Raw genomic sequence first — 17377 nt, 5'->3', positions numbered from 1 at the left:
GCGGCATGACCGAGATCCGCGAGGCCTCCGGCGGCGCCGACCTGGACCTGGTGCGCGGCGTCCGCCACGAGGTCTTCGTGGTCGAGCAGAGCGTCCCCGAGGAGCTCGAGTACGACGACCTCGATGCCACCGCCGTGCACCTGCTCGCGGTGGCCGCGGACGGCCACGCCCTCGGCACCGGCCGGCTGATCCACGGCGCCGACGCGCTCAAGCTCACCGGCACCGAGGGCCGGGTGCTGCTCGGCCGGCTCGCCGTCCGGCAGGAGGCCCGCGGTACCGGGCTCGGCGCGCGGCTGGTCCGGGCGATCGAGCAGGCGGCGCGCGAGCGCGGCGCGGTCGAACTGGAACTGCACGCGCAGGTCCAGGCGCTCGGCTTCTACGAGCGGCTCGGCTACGCCGCCGAGGGCCCGGTCTACCAGGACGCGGGCATCCCGCACCGGACGATGACCCGGGTGCTGTAGCCCCGCACCCGCCTGCCGGACCTCTCCCCGCCCCCTCTACCCTGCCTGCTCATGACCAAGGCGAGAAAGATCGAGGCGGGGATGGCCGCCGCCGCGCTGCTGGCCGGCGCCGGTGTGTGGTGGGCGGCCACCGGCGGCGTGTACGGCTGCTCGGCGGCGGAGCGGCGGCTCGGCCCGCGGCTGCTGTCCGAGCAGGTCCTGCCCGCGCACCCGGCCGGGCTCGAACCGGTCGGGCCGCCCGAGGCCGGCCCCTGCGACGAGGACGACCAGCACGTGGAGATCGGGCAGCGGTACCGGCCGTCCGTCCCGATGGCCGAGGCGGTGGACCGCTACACGGCCGAGGTGCGACGGCAGGGCTGGCAGCCGCAGCCCGTGCGGCCCGGCACCGGACCGTGCTACGCCAGGGAGGCCGCGGGCACCGTGGTCTTCCTCGACTTCGGGCCCTCGGACGACGGCACGGAGCTGGTCGCGCACCTGGTCGCCGACCCGTACCGCGGGGTGTGGTGCTGAGGGGTGTGGTGCTGAGGCGGGTGGTGCCGAGGGGCCGGTCCGGTCAGTGGCGGCCGCCGTCCGGCGGGCCGTCCCGCCGCGGGCCGTCGCCGGTACGGATCCGGGGGAGTGCGGCCGGGTGCCGGTCCCGCAGGTGGGCGACCAGCCGTTCGCGGATCTCGAAGCGCAGCGCCGCCGCGTCGTCCGGGGTGGCGGCGGTGGCCGCGGCCCGGACCACCAGGGTGCTCGGGGTGGTGTCGACGACCTGGAGGTACCACTCCCGGCCGTCCCAGCCGGGGCTGAGCGGCAGTGCCCGGCGGAACTCCTCGCGCAGCTCGTCCACGGCCGTGGTGTGGTCGACGTGCAGCAGCACCCAGGCCAGCAGGCCGGGGTCGCGCCGGGTCCAGTTCTCGAACGGCTTGCCGACGAAGTAGGAGACCGGGACGACCAGCCGCCGGTGGTCCCACAGCTGCAGCACCAGGTAGGAGAGGGTGATCTCCTCGACCGTGCCCTGCTGGCCGTCGACCACCACGGTGTCGCCGATCCGGACGGTGTCGCTGAAGGCGATCTGCAGTCCGGCGAAGAAGTTGCCCAGGGCGGACTGGGCGGCGATGCCGGCCACGATGCCGATGATGCCCGCCGAGGCCAGCAGGCTCGCGCCGATGGTGCGCATCGCCGTGAAGGTCAGCAGCATCGAGGCCAGCGTGACCACCCAGACCAGCGCGCTCAGCACCCGGCGCAGCAGGCCGAGCTGGGTGTGCACGCGCCGGATCCGGGACGCGTCCTCGGTGACCGTCTCGTACCGGCCGAGGACCGCGCCGAGGACGGCGGCCAGCAGCCGGACCGCCAGCCAGCCCAGTGCGGCGATCAGGACCAGCAGCAGCGCGTGCCGGACCCGGTCGTCGGTCAGGCCGAGCAGGTGCTCCACCGGGCGCAGGGCGAGCAGCAGGGCGGCCAGCAGGACGAGCTGGAGCGGTGGCCGGCAGCGGCGCAGCAGCGGCCACAGCGGTGCGTCGGGGTGGCCGGCCGCGGCCCGCCGGAGGGCCTGGTCGACCAGCCATCCGGCCGCCAGGGTCACGAGGCCGACGGCGAGCAGACTGACGAGGGGCCAGAGCACGGGAACACCTCGGTCGGGTAGTTTCCTGGGTGTTTCGCACCATACCGTCAGGTTTCGCCGGGATCGGGCCACCCGGGACGGTGGCGCGGGCCGGAGGGTGGCCGGGTCACCGTTCCGGGTGTCGCCGGGGTGAGCGCCCGGCCGGGCGGCCGGGAGGGCGGGCCCGTCGGCCGGGTGCGGACGGGGGCCGAGCGGATCGTTACCAGTCGGTAACAGGTGCGTGAAGTCCTCGGGGGGCGGTCGGCGGCGGGTGGCGCGCGGTGGGTGCGCACGCTCCGGCGGGGTGCGTTGGACGGGCCGGGCGCTTCGTGTCCGATCCGTGCGGTTCGCGCCGCCGGGTACGCCGGGAGTGCAGGTCACCCCCGCCGGGCGGCGGGTTGATCTTCGCGCGTAGAGGTGATCTGATGGCCGCCCCGGCGCGTCGAAGGGGGCTGACCGTGCGCCCACCGAACACGCTTCCCGTGCCGGTTCTGACGGACGATCAGGTGCTGATCCGCCGCCCCGAGGCCCGCGACGCCGCCACCGTACTGGCCGGCACCCGTGACCAGCTGGTCCGCGAGTTCATGCAGGGCGTGATCCCGCATCAGGACCTGGCCTCGGCCGAACGCTGGATCGCCGAAGTCCCGCCGCTGCTCTGGGCCGAGGGCCGGGCAGCCTACTTCTCGGTGGCGCTCGGTGACGGCCCGTCGGTCGGCTGGGCCGAACTGGTCGACCTGCGGCCCGCCGAGGACGCCGCCGAGGCCGCCGTCTGGCTGCTGCCGGAGGCGCGCAGCATGAAGGTGGCGAGCTCCGCCCTGCGCCTGGTCTGCCGCTTCGGCTTCGAGCAGTTGGGGCTGCGGCGGATTGACGCGTACGCTGCCGTCGATAACATGCCGGTTCAGGTGGTTGGTGCGTATATCGGGTTCCGCCGTGCGGGCTTCCGTTCGGAGCTGTTCCGCAGTTCCCGGACCCAGAGGCTGCACGACGCCGTGTACGCCACCCTTGTACCCGAGGACCTTTGCTGACGCCGGTTCAGGATCGCGCGCGGGGGGCGTTTCGCGGCGAGCGTACCGACGGGACACCCGTCGAGAGGAGAGCGAAATGTCGCAGGAAACCGGAACCCCGGTCGACGAGACGGTGCCCGAGGGGACGGCGCCCGAGGCGCCGGGGGGCCCGGGCCTGCTGCTGACCACCGGGGACGAGGCGCTGCCCGCCGGGTACGTCGAACTGGCCGTCGGCGCCGACGGCACCGTCCGGGCCGGCCGCCGCACCGCCGACACCCTGGTGCTGCGCACCGGGCGGATCGACCCGGCGCTGCTCAAGCGCATCCTGTCGGCGCTGCGCAAGGCGCGCCCGGGCCTCGACCCGGCCGACCCGGGCCTCGCCGCACCCTCCGCCGCCCGCCGGCTCGCCGTGTTCGGCGTGCTGCCCGCCGGGGACACGGTCTGGGACGACGCCACGGCCGCACCACTGCCCGGCGTCGGCAACGCCCTCGAGGCGCTGGCCGCCCAGCTCATCGACCCGGCCGCGGCCGGCCGGCTGCCCAGCGCGCTGATCGCACTGGACGAGCCCGATCCCGCGCCCGCCGAGCCCAGTGCCCGCCCCGCCGCCGTCATCGGCACGGTGGCAGGCCGGGCCGCCTACGCCCTGGCCGAACCCGGCCTCGGGTTCGGCCTGGCCGCCCTGGAGGGCTCGGTCCCGCTGGGCGGCTCCGACACCGACGCCGGCGTGCTGCCGACCGCCGTCGCGCTCGGCGCGGCGGGCGGCCACGAGCTGTTCGCGGTCGGCGGGGAGGACGGCGCCGTGCAGGTCTGGGACGCCGCCACCGGCGCCCTGCTGCACGGCACCGCCGGCGGCGAGGGCGCACAGGCCGTCACCGCCGGTACGGTGCAGGGCGTTCCGCTGGTCTTCTCGGCCGGCCGCGAGGGCGAGGTCCAGGCCTGGCACGCCGAGGACGGCCGGGCGCTCGGCCTGCTGCCGGTCGCCGGACACGGCGCCACCGCGCTGTGCCACGCCCGCTGCGCCGACCTCGACCTGGTGGCCGCGGCCGGCGACGACGCGCTGGTCCGGGTCTGGGACGCCGCCACCGGCGAACAGCTCCACCTGCTGGTCGGCCACACCGACCGGGTGACCGTCCTCGCGGTCCTCGCACTGGGCAACCAGGCGCTGCTGGCCTCCGCCGGACTGGACGGCTCGATCCGGCTCTGGGACCTCGCCACCGGGCAGCCGGTCGCGGTGCTGACCGGCCACTCCGCCACGGTCACCGGGCTCGCCTTCCTCACCTCGGACGCCGACCCGCTGCTCGCCTCCTGCGCCCTCGACGGCACCATCCGGACCTGGGACGTGTTCACCGGCAAGACCCTCAACGGCTGGACCTCCGAGCGCCGCTGGCTCACCGGGGTGGCCGCGGTCCGCCCGGCCGGGCGGCTGGTGCTGGCGACCGGCGACGAGAGCGGCCGGCTGGCCTTCTGGGACCCGGCCACCGGCGCCGGCCTCGGCGAGTGCACCCCGGACGGTTCCGGCTACCCGGTCAACGCGCTGGCCGCCGGCGAACTGGACGGCCGCCCGGTGCTCGCGGCCGGCTACGGCGACGGCACCCTGCGCCTGTGGGACGCGACCCTGCGGACCGAACTGCTGGTCACCGCGCCCGACGGCGGCCCGGTCACCTCGGTGGCGCTGTGCCCCACCGAGGGCCGGACCCTGGTGGTGTGCGGCACCGCGGTCGGCGCGGTCCGCTGCCTCGACCCGCGGGACGGCGTGCCGCTGTCCGTCCCGACGCCGCACACCGGCGCGGTCACCGGGCTGGCGTTCGCCGACCCGGCCGAGGACGGCGACGCGCTGCTGGTCTCGGTCGGCGCGGACGGCACCGTCCGGGTCCGCGACGCCGTCACCGGCCGCCCGCTGCTGCGGCTGGCGGCCGACCCGCGCGGGGTGACCGCACTGGCCGTCGGCGCGGTTGCGGGACGCCGGATGCTCGCCACCGGCGGGGCGGACGGCGTGGTGCGCCTCTGGGACGCCCTGGACGGCCGTCCGGGACCCGAACTGACGGGTCTCGCCGGAGCGGTCGAGACGCTCGCGTTCGGCCTGCTGGGCGACCGTCAGGTGGTCCTCGGCGGCAGCGCCGCGGGCGGTGTCCTGCTGTGGGACGCCCAGGACGGCAGCCGGGCCGCGGAGTTCGCCGGGGGCGACGCCGCGGTGCGGAGCATGGTCCTCCAGAACCTCGACGGCGAGGCCCTGTTGGCGGCGGGCGACCAGCGTGCCACTCTGCGGCTGTGGCACGTCTCCAGCGGCACGCTGCTCAACGAGGCCGGGCTGGACCGGATCCCGCTCGCCATCGCCTTCGGCGAGGCCGGGCTGCACGTGGTGGGTCCGGGCGGCGCGACCGTGCTCTGACCGGGGGCGGCCGTCCCCGCCGGCCGGCGGGGACGGCGTTTTGTGATCGTTTAGAGGTCCGGGACAGAGTGGGACCGGGCCGGACGGGACCGGGCGGGAGCCTGGGGGGAGAGGGTGGGCAGCACCGTGAGCGGAAAATCGTTCCAGATCGATCTCGACGAGGTCGAGGCGGCGGCCAAGGCGATCCGGACCATGCTCGACGACATGGAGGCGCCGACCGCCAGGCTGGAGGCCGTGATCAAGCAGATCAAGCCGACCGCCTACGGCACCGACGCCGTCGGCAAGTCGCTGACCGGCGGCGGGTCCTCCGTCGGCGGGATTCCCGAGCACCAGCAGCAGGTCTTCGACGGGGTGAAGAAGTACCTCGCGAACTCGGCCCAGTTGGCGGCCAACCTGGAACTGATGTGCCAGCAGTACCGGCAGACCGACGACGCGCAGGCCACCGAGCTGCGGCGGCTGAACGGCTCCCGCGCCGACGGTGACCCGGTCCCCGCCACCCCCACCCACGTCACCCCCCGGGTGCCGCAGAAGGACCCGGTCACCCTGACCACCTCGGGTGAGCCCGCGCCGGAGTTCCACAACCCGGACAAGCCCGACCTGGACTACAACGAGCGTGACTCCGACCCGGATCCGGAGCCGCACGCCCCGGGCGGCGGGCACATGCTCATCTAGGGCCGCGTCGCGGGCGGCGGCGTTCCGGCCGCCCGGCCGCCGCCGTCCCTCCGGCCCCGAATCCCCCGTCCGGCTCCAGCCAGGCCGGCGCGGGGCCGGAACCCGTGGAATGCCGCCCGTCCGGCGGACGTTCCGTCAGCAACGACTCGAAACACCGTATTTCTCCCCCCGTCACACCGCCCGCCCCAGGCCAGCCGGCCAGCCAGCCGAAAAGAGCGACCCGTCATGATCGAGCTCCCGCCCGACCTCGCCGAGGTACTCAAGGTCGTCCAGAGCAACGAACACGGCTCCGGCATCCTCTTCCCCGACGCCGACGAGGAACTGCTGGCCGAGCTGGCCGACGCTTGGGACGCCTGGAACAAGGCCGCCGAGCCCGCCGTCCGCACCATCGTCGCCAGCGCGAACCGCGCGATGTCCAACATGTCCGGCGCCGCCGCCGACAGCTTCGAGCGCTACCTGCGCAAGTACGCGGGCAACGACCAGTCGCACGCGGCCACCACCCTGGACGCCGGCGCCGCCATGGCGCAGTCGCTGCGCGGCGCGCACGAGGCCGTCAGCCAGACCAAGACCGAGATGGTCCGGGAGCTCCAGTACGCCAAGGACTACATGGAGCAGAACCCGGCCGGCAAGCACGACGACATCGCGCAGTCCGAGGGCATCAAGACGGCGGCGGACACCTACAACACGTACGTGGGGCAGGTCGGTTCCAGCGTCGACACGATGCTGCGGCAGAGCGCCGGGCACGTCGAGCGGATGACCAGTGCCGGACAGGTCGCCACCCTCGGCGGCTCGGGCGGGTCCGGCGGCTCCGGCGCCACCCCGCGCACCCTGCCGGACGGCGTCCTCGACCCGACCACCCTCCAGCACCCGACCGGCCTCGACTCGATGACCCTGGCCGGCGGAGTCCCGTACGGCGGCGGCCCCGGTGCCGCGATGCCGGACGCACCCGGCGCGCTGGGCGGCCCCGGCGGCCCGGGATCCGGCTTCCCGGACGGCTCCGGCGGGACGGGGGGCTACGGCGGCGGGATGCCGGGCGGCCAGTTCGGCGGTGGCGGTGGCGGCGGCTCGGCGAGCCCGTACAAGCCGCAACTCGCCTCCCTGCAGCCGTTCCAGGCGCCCTCGCCGGTCGGCCGGACGATACCCGGTGCGGGCACCTTCGGCACCGGTGGCGGTGGCGGCGGCGGTGGTGGCGGGGGTGGGATGCCGGTGTTCAAGCCGAGCTCGCCCGGCCTCGGCCTGGCCGGGCTGACCGGCAGCACCGGGGGTGGAGGCGGTGGCAGCACGTACAACCCGCCGAAGCTGAACCCGTGGTCGGGCGGCCCCGGGGGCTCGCCCACCGCCCCGGCGTCGGTGGGTTCCACGTTCGGCGGCGGTTCCCCGTTCGGTGGCGGCTCGCCGTTCGGCGGCGGTTCCCCGTTCGGCGGCGGCTCGCCGCTCGGCGGGCGCGGGTCGCTCGGCGGCTCTCCCGGCGGCAGCCGGCCGACCAGCCCCTCCCGGTACACCCCCATCGGGGCGACCCCGGGCAAGATCGGCACCGTCGGCGGTAGCGGCGGCTCCGGCGGCAGCGGCGGTGCGCGCGGCTTCGGCGGGGGCGGCACCGCAGGCACCGCCGGACGCGGCCTCTCCGGCTCCGGCGGAAGCATCGGGCGCGGCGGCGGATCCGTCTCCGCCGCCGGCGGCCGGATCGTCCCCGGGAAGTCGGGCCTGTCGGTGGCCTCGGGCACCGGCGAGGGCGTGCGCTCCGGCTCCGGCTCCGGGCTCGGCGGCGCGGCCGGCGCGTCCGGCCGCGGCGGCACCGGCACCGGCGCGACCGGCACCGGCACGTCCCGCACCACCGGCCCCGGCGGCATGGGCGGCGCCCACGGCCCCGGCGGCATGCCCGGCGCCGGCGGCGGCAAGGGCGGCCGCAGCACCGGCAACCGGTTCGTCCGGCCGAGCCGCTTCGGCGAGAACGGACCGGAGGACGAGGAGGAGCTGGCGCTCTCCGACGCCGGCGTCGACGGACAGGCCGGCCACTTCGAGCACAACGACCGCCGCTGGCGGCGGATGCGCCGGCAGTGGCTCGACTCCGCCCGCACCGACGCGGCGGACGCACCCCCGCCCGCCGAGGAGGCCCAGACGGCCCCCAACGAGAACGCCCTGCTCAACCAGCTCGCCACCGCCCTGCTCGGCCCCGACGCCGCACCGGCCGACGGCGACGCCCCGACCGACCCGGCCGCGGCCGCCACCGACGGCGCCGCCGACCGGACGGCCGACCGCACGACCGAGGGCTCGGGCGACCGGGCCGCCGCCGGGTCGGCCGAGCGCACCGGCGAGCGGACCGGGTCCGGCGACGACGACGCCTACCTGGACCGGGCCCGCTCGGTCGCCGCCCGCCGCGGCCGCCCCGACGAGGCGGCGCCCGCGCCGGACGCCAGGCCGGCCGGGGAGGCCGCCCGGCCCGCCCCGCTCCGGGAGGAGGGCGGCTACCAGGTGCCCAGCCCGTTCCTGCGGGCCGCACTCGCCCGGTTGGCCACCGGCGGGGCCGAGGGCGGAAGCCCGGCGGCCGCGCCGAACGCGGCGGCCGGCCGGTGAGCCGGCCGCCCGTTCCCCTCCGCCCGTTCCCCACCACCCGACACCACCCGACACCGCCGTCCCGGTCACCCCGCCGGAACCCGAACCCCCTGAACTGGAAGCGCCATGGATGAGCAGGCACGCACGGAGCCGGTCCGGGCGACCATGCGCGACAGCGTCGAGGCCGTGACCGAACCCCGGCTGATGGCGACGGAGCAGGTCGAGCAGTTGCGTCCGATGGAGCGGGCCGAGCCGGTGGAGCAGTTGCGTCCGATGGAGCGGGCCGAGCCGGTGGATCAGTTGCGTCCGATGGAGCGGGCCGAGCCCATGCAGCAGCTGCGTCCGATGGAACGTGGTGAGCCGATGCATCCGGTGGAGACGGCGCAGCTGCGCCCGATGGAGCGCGGTGAACCGATGCATCCGGCGGAGATGACACGGCTCGCGTCGCGGGACGCGCTGCAGCCGGAGCAGGCCCACTTGGCCGCGCGGGACGCTCTGCAGCCGGAGCAGGCTCACCTGGCCGCGCGGGACGCGTTGCAGCCGGAGCAGGCCCACCTGGCCTCGCAGGACGCGCTGCGCCCGACGGAGGCCTTCGAGCGCGGGACGCCGCTGACCGCGACGGAGGGCGTCCGGCGTGCCGAGTCCGGCCCGGGTCTCGCCGCCACGCGCGGCGCCGCGGCGACCGATCCGGACGGCGGGGAAGCGGCCAAGCGCCGCGCGCCGGCCGCCGAGCAGGCGCCGCAGGGTTCCGGCGGCTCCGGGGGTTCGGCCGGTACCGGCTTCCGGGTCGACCCCGCCCAGTACCAGGCCGCGGTCAGCCCGTTGCTCGCCGCCGCCGACCAACTCTCCCAGCTGGTCACCGGTCTGACCGCGTTCCTGGACCACACCCAGTCCACGGCCCCCTGGGGCAACGACGAGTCGGGGAAGAAGTTCGCCGAGGGGGAGAAGGGCTACCTGAAGTACAGCACCGAGACCCTCAAGGGCCTCAAGGGGATGCCCGGTGCGGTCAAGTACATCGCGGACGGCCTGAAGGCGATGGCCGACAACTACCGCTACGCCGAGGACGCCACCACCGACGTCTTCAAGAGCGACGGCGGCGGGGAGGTGGCAGCCGCGCCGCAGGTCGGTACGTACTCCGCGCCCGTCCACCCGACGATCCCCACCGGCGCCCTGGGCAGCATCGCCCACGGCCGCCCGAGCACGCACACCACCGGAAGGGCTTGATCACATGGCAGTCGAGCTGCCCGAGCCCCTGCAGTGGGTGCTCCTCCTCCTGGCCGGCACCCGCTGGCCGGAGGCCGACGAAGACATGCTCCGCGACATGGCGGAGCGCTGGCGCAGCGGCGCCGAGACCCTGGAGGACGCGGGCAAGTCCGCGGACTCGGCACTGAAGCGTGCACTGGAGGGCCAGGAGGGCGAGGCCGCGAAGGCGCTCGGCAAGCACTGGGACCAGTTCACCGTCGGCAAGGGCACGGAGTCCGACCCCGGGTACTTCCCCGGTCTGGTCCAGGCGTGCAACGGCATGGGCGACATGCTGGAGGCGATGGCGAATTCCGCCGAGACCGCGAAGATCCAGATCATCGCCCAGCTCGGCATCCTGGCCTTCGAGATCGCCACCGCCGAGGCGGAGGCGCCGTTCACGGCCGGTGTCTCGCTCGCCCAGATCCCGGTCGCGGTCGGCATCAGCCGGACCGTCGTCCAGCAGATCCTCAAGACGCTGCTCAAGGAAGCCCTGGAGTTCGCGGCCAAGCAGGCCGCGCAGATGGCCGCCATCAACGTGCTCGCCCAGGGCATCGAGGTGATGGAGGGTCACCGCAAGAGCATCGACATGAAGGAGGTCGGGCAGAACGCCCTCGGCGGCGCCGTCGCGGGCGCCAGCGGCCACCTGATCGGCAAGGGTCTCAGCGGGGCGGGCGGAAAGCTCGGCCTGGCCAATGCGATGCAGACCATCCCGGGCAAGATGGTGCACGGTGCGGCGGTCGGCGTCGGTGCGGACGTCTCCACCCAGCTGATCACCACCGGCCACGTCGAGGGCGGCAGCCTGCTCGGCTCGGGCCTCAGCGGCGGTGCGGCGGTCGGCCTGAAGGCCGGTGCGTCCAACATCAAGGGCAAGTTCAACGGCCCCGGCAACATCCCGACCCCGCACGCGGGCCCGCCGCCCAAGGGCGGTGCCCCGGAGGGCGGCGCGCCCATCGGTGGTGCGCACATCGGCGGTTCGGTCGGCGGTTCGTCCGTGGGCGGGCCTTCGGTGGGCGGCTCCTCGGCCGGTGGGTCGGCGGGTGGGTCGGCGGGCGGTTCGTCCGTGGGCGGCTCGTCGACGGGCGGCGGGAGCCACGGCGAGGGCACCCCGACGTTCTCCAAGCCCGACACCTCCGCGTCGGCGTACCACGGGCCGAGCTCCGGCCCGTCCACCCACGGCGGCCCGGAGACCGCTCCGAGTACGGCGAGCACGTCGGCCGGTACCGGTGGCGGCATCACCGCGGGTGCGGGCCACTCCACTGAGGGCGGCGGTGGCACGACCAGGAGCGGCGGCGGCAGCACCGGCGGCCTCGTGCCGTTCGGCTCGGACCGTCCGACCTCCTCCGGCAGCCATGTCACCTCGGAGGCTCCCGGCGGCGGCGCGCAGGTGCACGCCACGCCGGAGCATGCGACGCCCGCGGCCGACACCCCGGTTCCTGCCCAGCAGCACCAGTCCCCGGCGGCGGGTACCAGCCACCCCGCAGGTACGGAGACCACCTCCCACACCCCGCCGGCGGAGCACACGCCGACGGTCGAGCGTGGTGCCCCGGCGGAGGGTGGTGCTCGTGTCGAGCCCATGCCGTCGGCGGAGCACAACACCACGGCGGGGCACACGCCGTCGGTCGAGCACACGCCGACGGTCGAGCACAGCGCCCCGGTGGACCGCGGCGCCCCGGCGGAGGGTGGTGCTCGTGTCGAGCCCATGCCGTCGGCGGAGCACAACACCACGGCGGGGCACACCCCGTCGGTCGAGCACACGCCGACGGTCGAGCGTGGTGCCCCGGCGGAGGGTGGTGCTCGTGTCGAGCCCACCCCGACGGCGGAGCACAACACCACGACCGAGCACAGCGCCCCCCGGCCCGTCGAGCCGGAGCCGGTCGCGCAGCAGCACACGCAGGCCCCGTTCACCGAGGCCCGTCCGCCTGCCGCCGAGCCGACCGTGCAGCCGGTCGCCCCGGAGCACGTCGCCGGCGCGACCCCGCACGAGGGGTCCACGGTGCCTCCGGTGCATTCGGGCGGTTCGGAGCACGTGCCGAGTGCGGCCCCGCACGAGGCGCCGGTCTCGCAGGCCCCGCACGAGGCTCCCGCTGCGCAGGTGCACGAGCAGGCCCCGTCGGCCGTCCCGGCCGCGGGTCACGTGAGCGGGTCCGGCTCGTCCGGTCCGTCTGCCGCGTCGGTGCCGCACCAGTCGGCCGCCGGTGACGGCGGTTCCGTGCCCCGGGACTCCGACAACGGCCCCACCCGGGTGGAGACCGCCGGTCTCGGCGGGCTGTCCGTGCCGACCGTGCGCCCCACCAGCGGTGGCGGCGACCACACCTCGCGCACCACCGACCCGGCGGCGGTCCCGCCGCCGCCCCCGGCCGACGCCTCCACCGCCGCGACCGTGCCGCCGCAGGGCGTGCCGGGCGCGGGCGGGTTCCACGTGCCGACCCAGGCCGGCGGGGTGCCGGGCTCGATGCCGCACGGCTCCTCGGCGGCGCCGCCGCCGCAGGCCCCGCCCCGGACGACGCCCGGCACCGGCCAAGGCGGCCAGGGCGGCCAGCGCGGTCTCGGCCCGGTGCAGCCGTCGTCCACCGGCGGTCTGAACCGTCCGGCGGGCGCCCGCGGCGCCGACCGGATTCCCCCCGCTCCGACGCCCCCGGCCCCGGCCCGGCAGCCTGCGGCCGCCGGCGCCCACGGGGAGGTTCCGCCGCCGCCCCCGGCCGCGCCGAACCAGAGCCAGAACCACGCCTCCACCTCGACCGGCACCCCGGCGCCCGCGCCGGCGCACGGCGGGCTCGGCCCGGTCAACCCCGGGTCCTCCCTCGGCCCGGTCGCCGGTGGCGGCACCGGTCAGGCGCACGGCAACGGCCACAACCAGACCCCGGGCCAGAACCAGGGTCAGCACACCGCGCCGCGCCCGGACATCTTCGAGCAGCGCCGCCTGGAGCGGGAGGCCGAACTCGGCCGTCTGAACGCGGACAACGACGGGCAGGTCGGCCGGACGATCACCGGCCTCGGCCGGGAACAGCGGTTCCTGATGACCCAGCCGCCGAACGCCGACCGCCTGGTCGCCGACGTGCCGCGGATGAGCGAGCACGACCGGATGGAGGCCCTCGGGAACCTGCGGCCGGAGTACCGCCGCTGGCTGGCCTCCAACGAACCGCTGGTCGACAACCTGCGCAACACGCTGCCGCCGCAGGAGTTCGCGCGGACGGCGGCCCGCCTGATGGTGGACGTCGACCCGCGGGTCAGCGACCACGACGCGGCCCGCAAGGAGGCGGAGAACAACCTCTCCCGGATGCTCCAGGACCCGGAGGTGACCGCGAAGCTGCTCAAGGGGCGCGCGGGCATGTACGTGGTGCCCAAGGACGTCCCGATGACCGACGCCGCGCCGTACCGGAACCTGCGGGGCACCGAGGCCGCGGGCGACGCGGGTGGCGGTCGCAAGTGGGAGGACGTGCGTGGTTCGGGTGGCCGCCGGGCCGCCGCCACCGAGGAGAACCTGCTCGGGGAGCACACCACGGTCGGTGGCCTGTCGCACTACGACGACGGCTACTCCACCACGACCCACGAGTTCGCCCACACCATCCACCGGCAGGCGCTGGGCCCGTCGGACCGTCAGCTCATCACGGACTCCTACCAGGCCAAGATCGACGCCGACCACCTGGCGCGGACCTTCGGCGAGGAGAGCCCGGTCCAGTGGACCGACGGTGCCCGCCGGCCCGACGGGCCGAAGGGCGACAACTACGCCTCCCGCGACGAGCTGGAGTACTTCGCGCAGGTCACCAACGCCTACCTCGGTACCAACCACGGCAATGACCCGTACACCGGGGAGCCCCGGAACAACGGTGCCGACTGGGTGCGGGCCAACGAGCCCGACCTGCTGCCGCTGCTCGAGCGCCTCTACGGCCCGGACCCGGAGCCCATCCGGGCCAACCCGGTCAACGAGAACGACGGGCTGCGCGGGCTGCGCAACCTGTTCGGCGACGAGGACCCGGCCGGTCCGTCGCGGCCGCCGGCGCCGACCCGCCCCGCCCCGCCGATCCCGGTCCCGGACCCGGCGGCCACGGCCGCCGGCTCGGGCAGCACGGTGCACCCGACGGGCACCGGCACCGGCCCGGTGCACCCCACAGGTACGGGAACGGGCAGTGTCCACTCGCACGACTCGGACGCGGCGAGCATCAGCTCGCACGACTCCCAGGATTCGTCGGCCTCGCAGGGCTCGAACCGGCACCCGGACGACCCGTTCCGGGACCCGTCGGACCGCTCGGACGACGGTTCCGACACGGCGAGCATCAGCTCCCACGACTCGCACGATTCGCTGGACTCGCACGGCTCGCAGGGCTCCAACCGGCACCCGGACGACCCGTTCCGGGACCCGTCGGACCATTCGGACGACGGTTCCGACACGGCGAGCATCAGCTCCCACGACTCGCACGATTCGCTGGACTCGCACGGCTCGCAGGGCTCCAACCGGCACCCGGACGACCCGTTCGCCGATCCGGTGACCCCGCACACCCAGGCGCCCCCGCCGCCGCCCGCGCCGCCGGCCCCGCCGGTGCGCACGGCGCCCGAGGGGTCGCTGCACGCGGACGTCCCGCCGCCGCCCCCGATGCCGCCGTCCGACACCCACGGCAACGGGTCCGCCGACCAGACGCACCCGGCGGTGGACCACACCCAGGACCACCAGACGCACGACACCCACGACCCGCAGACCCACGACACCCACACCGACGGCACCCACGACAACGTCACGCCGCACGAGGACACCACCGGCTCCGGCTCCCGGGACCTCCCGTCGGAGCGCACGCCGCGGCCCGGCTGGGGCTCCGAGCGCAGGCTGCTGGACTCGCCCGAGGACCGGGCGGACCAGCTGCGCGAGCAGCTCGGCCTCGGTGAGGACCGGACGCACGAGGTGCAGGACCTGGTCCGCAACGCCCGCAACGGCAAGGTCGACGACCTCGCGCGCTGGGTGGACCAGCATGGGACGGGCGCGGTGCACGCGCTCGGCAAGGAGATCCCGGAGCACGCGCTGTGGGGTCTGGGACGCGAACGGCCCGAGCACGCGCAGGCGTTGCACGACGTCATCGCGGACCGGCGGGGCGGCAACCCGCCGTCGCGGGAGGAGATCCAGGCCCGCCAGGAGGTCTACGAGAAGCTCCAGCAGCACGAGTCGGTCACCGTCGTGGTCGAGTCGGGCCCCGGCTCCGGCCACCAGGCGGCGGCGATCACGCTGGTCCGCTCGCTGCGTGAGCTGGGCTACGGGGGCGAGATCCAGATGGTCGCGCCGCACAGCGTGCGGGAGCGGCTGGAGCGGATGCTCGACCGGGACGAGCTCCGGGTCAACGAGCCGGTGTACGTGGACAAGGAGCTCGACCACGAGACCGTGTACGAGCAGCCCGTGCGGCCGGACCTCGGTCGCGGGCCGACCTTCGTCGCGGCCAGCGACAGCCTGGAGGTCAACCGGGAGTCGGCCGGCGCGCTGCTGTCGTTCACGGGTGCCGACAAGGCGATGCTGCTCACGCCGTACGCCTGGGGCCACCCGCGGGCCGTCTACGAGCGGACGCCGGGGGAGGACGGCACGCCGCAGTACACCGCGCACCACATGGACGCGGGGGTCAGCCCGGACCACGGCCTGTACCAGTTCGACATCCGCACGCCCGAGAAGGTCGCCTTCCCCGACGACCCGAAGCTGCAGTCGATCGCCGACTCGGTGGCCAACGGCAAGGTCGACATGATGCCGGTCTACGGGCTGGCCCGGATGGAGGACCGGCTGCGCGCCAGCGGCCCGGAGTACCTGGCGTCCGCGATCCGGGAGTCCGGCGCGCACGAGGTCGGCGGGGTGAAGACGTACGGCAAGCCGGCCGTGATGGTGGAGGTCGGCGGGCGCGAGATCGGCTACGCGCCGAAGTTCGAGCCCAGTTGGCTGAAGCGGGCGAACCTCTCCGAGCTGGGGGCCGAGGACGTCTCCCGGATGATGTCCGAGCTCAAGGACGGCGAGGTGCTGCTCATCCGCAGCGACGGCACCTCGCAGTCGAACTTCGAGAAGCTGTTCCAGCTCGGTGACCTGCCGGCCATCCAGGAGGGCGCCAACACCACCAACGCCAGCCAGCTGACCGGGCGTCCGTACCTGTCGCCCAATGTCGGTACGACCCCCTACCCGCGGATCCACGAGCCCGCCGCGGCGGACCTGCTGGAGGCGCGGGTGGCCAACGCCCTCGGCCGGGACGGGGCGGGTTCGGTGCCGGACCTGTCGCACGCCCGGGACGCCTGGGACCGGGCCACCTGGCGCAACGAGTCGCCGTCGCACGAGGACTACCGCAACGCGGCCGACAGCCTGCGGGACGCCGCCGACGGCGTCGACCGGCTGGCGCAGGACCACCCGGACCCGCAGGTCGCCCGGACCCTGCGGGACGCCGCGGCGCAGGCCCGCGAGGACGCGTCGGTGCTGGAGCGCTCCGCGCAGGCGCTGGGCGTCAACGGTGACCTCACCAAGGCGACGGACGGCATGAACGCGGGCACCGAGTGGTCCGCGGCCGCCGAGCACTCCGAGCCGCACATGCAGCTCGGCAAGGTGAAGTGGGGCCGGGACATCGTCGAAGGCTGGGCCAAGGAGGCCAACCAGCACACGGGCGACGGGAAGTTCACCATGCCCGTCGACAAGCTGCAGGACTTCGGCAACGCGCTCACCCGTCACACCGACCGCAACCGGCCGCCGAACCCCGGCGAGACGCAGGCCGGGTTCGACCGGGTGTACGAGATCCTCAGCCGGGGCCTGGACCCGGCCGACGCGCAGGCACTGAAGCTCGCGATGGACAAGAAGACCTGGGAAGGGGAGATGATCCGCACCAATGTGACGCCGTCGACCAGCCTGGGCCGTCCCGACGTGGTCCGGCAGAACTTCGAGACGCTGTCGCAGGAGATCCGGGCGAACGAGCGGTTCTACTCCGACGAGGTCATCGACCAGCTGGGCCACCTCTCCAACGAGCCGAAGCCCGAGTCCGTGCAGGACATCGCCGAGGTGCTGCGCGGCTACCGCACACCGGACTCCCGGTTCCGGCAGTACACCTCGGAGGTCAACGGCCGGGCGCTGGACTGGCGGCAGGACCAGCTGCTGATGGGCCTGCTGCACATGGACAACCCGCACGTCCTGACCGACGAGAGCATCCACTCGCAGGCCCAGGAGCAGGTCAACTGGCGCCGGGAGGCGCCCGAGCGGGAGGCCAGGGCCGCACGGGCCGCCGAGGCGCAGCGGCAGCGGGAGGCGAGGGAGGCGCAGCGCCTGCTGGAGCAGCAGCAGCGGCAGGAGCAGTTCGAGGCGGCCCGCCGGGCCCGCGCCGAGGCGGCCGCGGCCGCGGCCGCCGCACCCCCGGTCCAGCCGCAGCCGCAGCCGCAGCCCGCGCAGACGAGCCACAGCTCGGACGAGGAGAGCGACGCGGACATGGCCAACTTCGACCCCGACGACCTCTGGTAGGTCCTCGGCCGGTCCGGC

The 17377-nt window shown here is 75.3% G+C and carries 9 protein-coding genes; 8 read left to right on the top strand and 1 reads right to left on the bottom strand.

Translation table 11 applies throughout. The features are described from left to right. The first annotated feature begins 5 nt into the window (after positions 1-5). Together AC2TEW_RS18270 and AC2TEW_RS18265 are read left to right on the top strand one after the other, a co-directional pair. Complete coding sequence (locus AC2TEW_RS18270; RefSeq protein ID WP_484624419.1) at positions 6-461, top strand: GNAT family N-acetyltransferase; 456 nt, start codon at positions 6-8, stop codon at positions 459-461. Positions 462-512: 51 nt separating this feature from the next. Next, on the top strand, positions 513-971 hold the full coding sequence (locus AC2TEW_RS18265) for a hypothetical protein (protein WP_484624418.1): 459 nt from the start codon (positions 513-515) through the stop codon (positions 969-971). Positions 972-1014: 43 nt separating this feature from the next. On the opposite strand, the gene AC2TEW_RS18260 is transcribed toward AC2TEW_RS18265, so the two are convergent. Next, positions 1015-2067 carry a mechanosensitive ion channel family protein gene (locus tag AC2TEW_RS18260; RefSeq protein WP_484624417.1) on the bottom strand — a complete coding sequence of 351 codons (1053 nt, stop codon included), beginning with the start codon at positions 2065-2067 and terminating at the stop codon, positions 1015-1017. Between the two features lie 404 nt (positions 2068-2471). On the opposite strand from AC2TEW_RS18260, the gene AC2TEW_RS18255 reads away from it, so the two are divergent. From AC2TEW_RS18255 to AC2TEW_RS18230, 6 genes are all read left to right on the top strand, one after another. Beyond that, a complete protein-coding gene (locus AC2TEW_RS18255; RefSeq protein ID WP_484624416.1) occupies positions 2472-3071 on the top strand; it encodes a GNAT family N-acetyltransferase in 600 nt (199 codons plus the stop codon). A gap of 76 nt (positions 3072-3147) precedes the next feature. Continuing rightward, on the top strand, positions 3148-5439 hold the full coding sequence (locus AC2TEW_RS18250) for a WD40 repeat domain-containing protein (RefSeq protein ID WP_484624415.1): 2292 nt from the start codon (positions 3148-3150) through the stop codon (positions 5437-5439). 126 nt (positions 5440-5565) lie between these two features. After that, complete coding sequence (locus tag AC2TEW_RS18245; protein WP_484624414.1) at positions 5566-6111, top strand: hypothetical protein; 546 nt, start codon at positions 5566-5568, stop codon at positions 6109-6111. 225 nt (positions 6112-6336) lie between these two features. Continuing rightward, the gene (locus AC2TEW_RS18240; RefSeq protein ID WP_484624413.1) at positions 6337-8685 is read left to right on the top strand and encodes a WXG100-like domain-containing protein; all 2349 of its coding nucleotides are present in this window, start codon (positions 6337-6339) and stop codon (positions 8683-8685) included. A gap of 105 nt (positions 8686-8790) precedes the next feature. Continuing rightward, entirely contained in the window at positions 8791-9888 is a 1098-nt protein-coding gene (locus AC2TEW_RS18235; RefSeq protein WP_484624412.1) for a hypothetical protein, read from the top strand. 4 nt (positions 9889-9892) lie between these two features. After that, the gene (locus tag AC2TEW_RS18230) at positions 9893-17359 is read left to right on the top strand and encodes a WXG100-like domain-containing protein (RefSeq protein ID WP_484624411.1); all 7467 of its coding nucleotides are present in this window, start codon (positions 9893-9895) and stop codon (positions 17357-17359) included. The last annotated feature ends 18 nt before the right edge of the window (positions 17360-17377 follow it).

This window comes from Kitasatospora sp. NEAU-CNBT7 (assembly GCF_057220535.1).
The sequence above is the reverse complement of the archived record's forward strand: the minus strand, read 5'-3'. Positions and strand labels throughout refer to the sequence as shown.

Bases quoted from the DNA above. Each gene is read 5' to 3' on its own strand.
- AC2TEW_RS18270 (WP_484624419.1), top strand. From the start codon at position 6: ATGACCGAGATCCGCGAGGCCTCCGGCGGCGCCGACCTGGACCTGGTG.
- AC2TEW_RS18265 (WP_484624418.1), top strand. From the start codon at position 513: ATGACCAAGGCGAGAAAGATCGAGGCGGGGATGGCCGCCGCCGCGCTG.
- AC2TEW_RS18255 (WP_484624416.1), top strand. From the start codon at position 2,472: ATGGCCGCCCCGGCGCGTCGAAGGGGGCTGACCGTGCGCCCACCGAAC.
- AC2TEW_RS18250 (WP_484624415.1), top strand. From the start codon at position 3,148: ATGTCGCAGGAAACCGGAACCCCGGTCGACGAGACGGTGCCCGAGGGG.
- AC2TEW_RS18240 (WP_484624413.1), top strand. From the start codon at position 6,337: ATGATCGAGCTCCCGCCCGACCTCGCCGAGGTACTCAAGGTCGTCCAG.
- AC2TEW_RS18235 (WP_484624412.1), top strand. From the start codon at position 8,791: ATGGATGAGCAGGCACGCACGGAGCCGGTCCGGGCGACCATGCGCGAC.
- AC2TEW_RS18230 (WP_484624411.1), top strand. From the start codon at position 9,893: ATGGCAGTCGAGCTGCCCGAGCCCCTGCAGTGGGTGCTCCTCCTCCTG.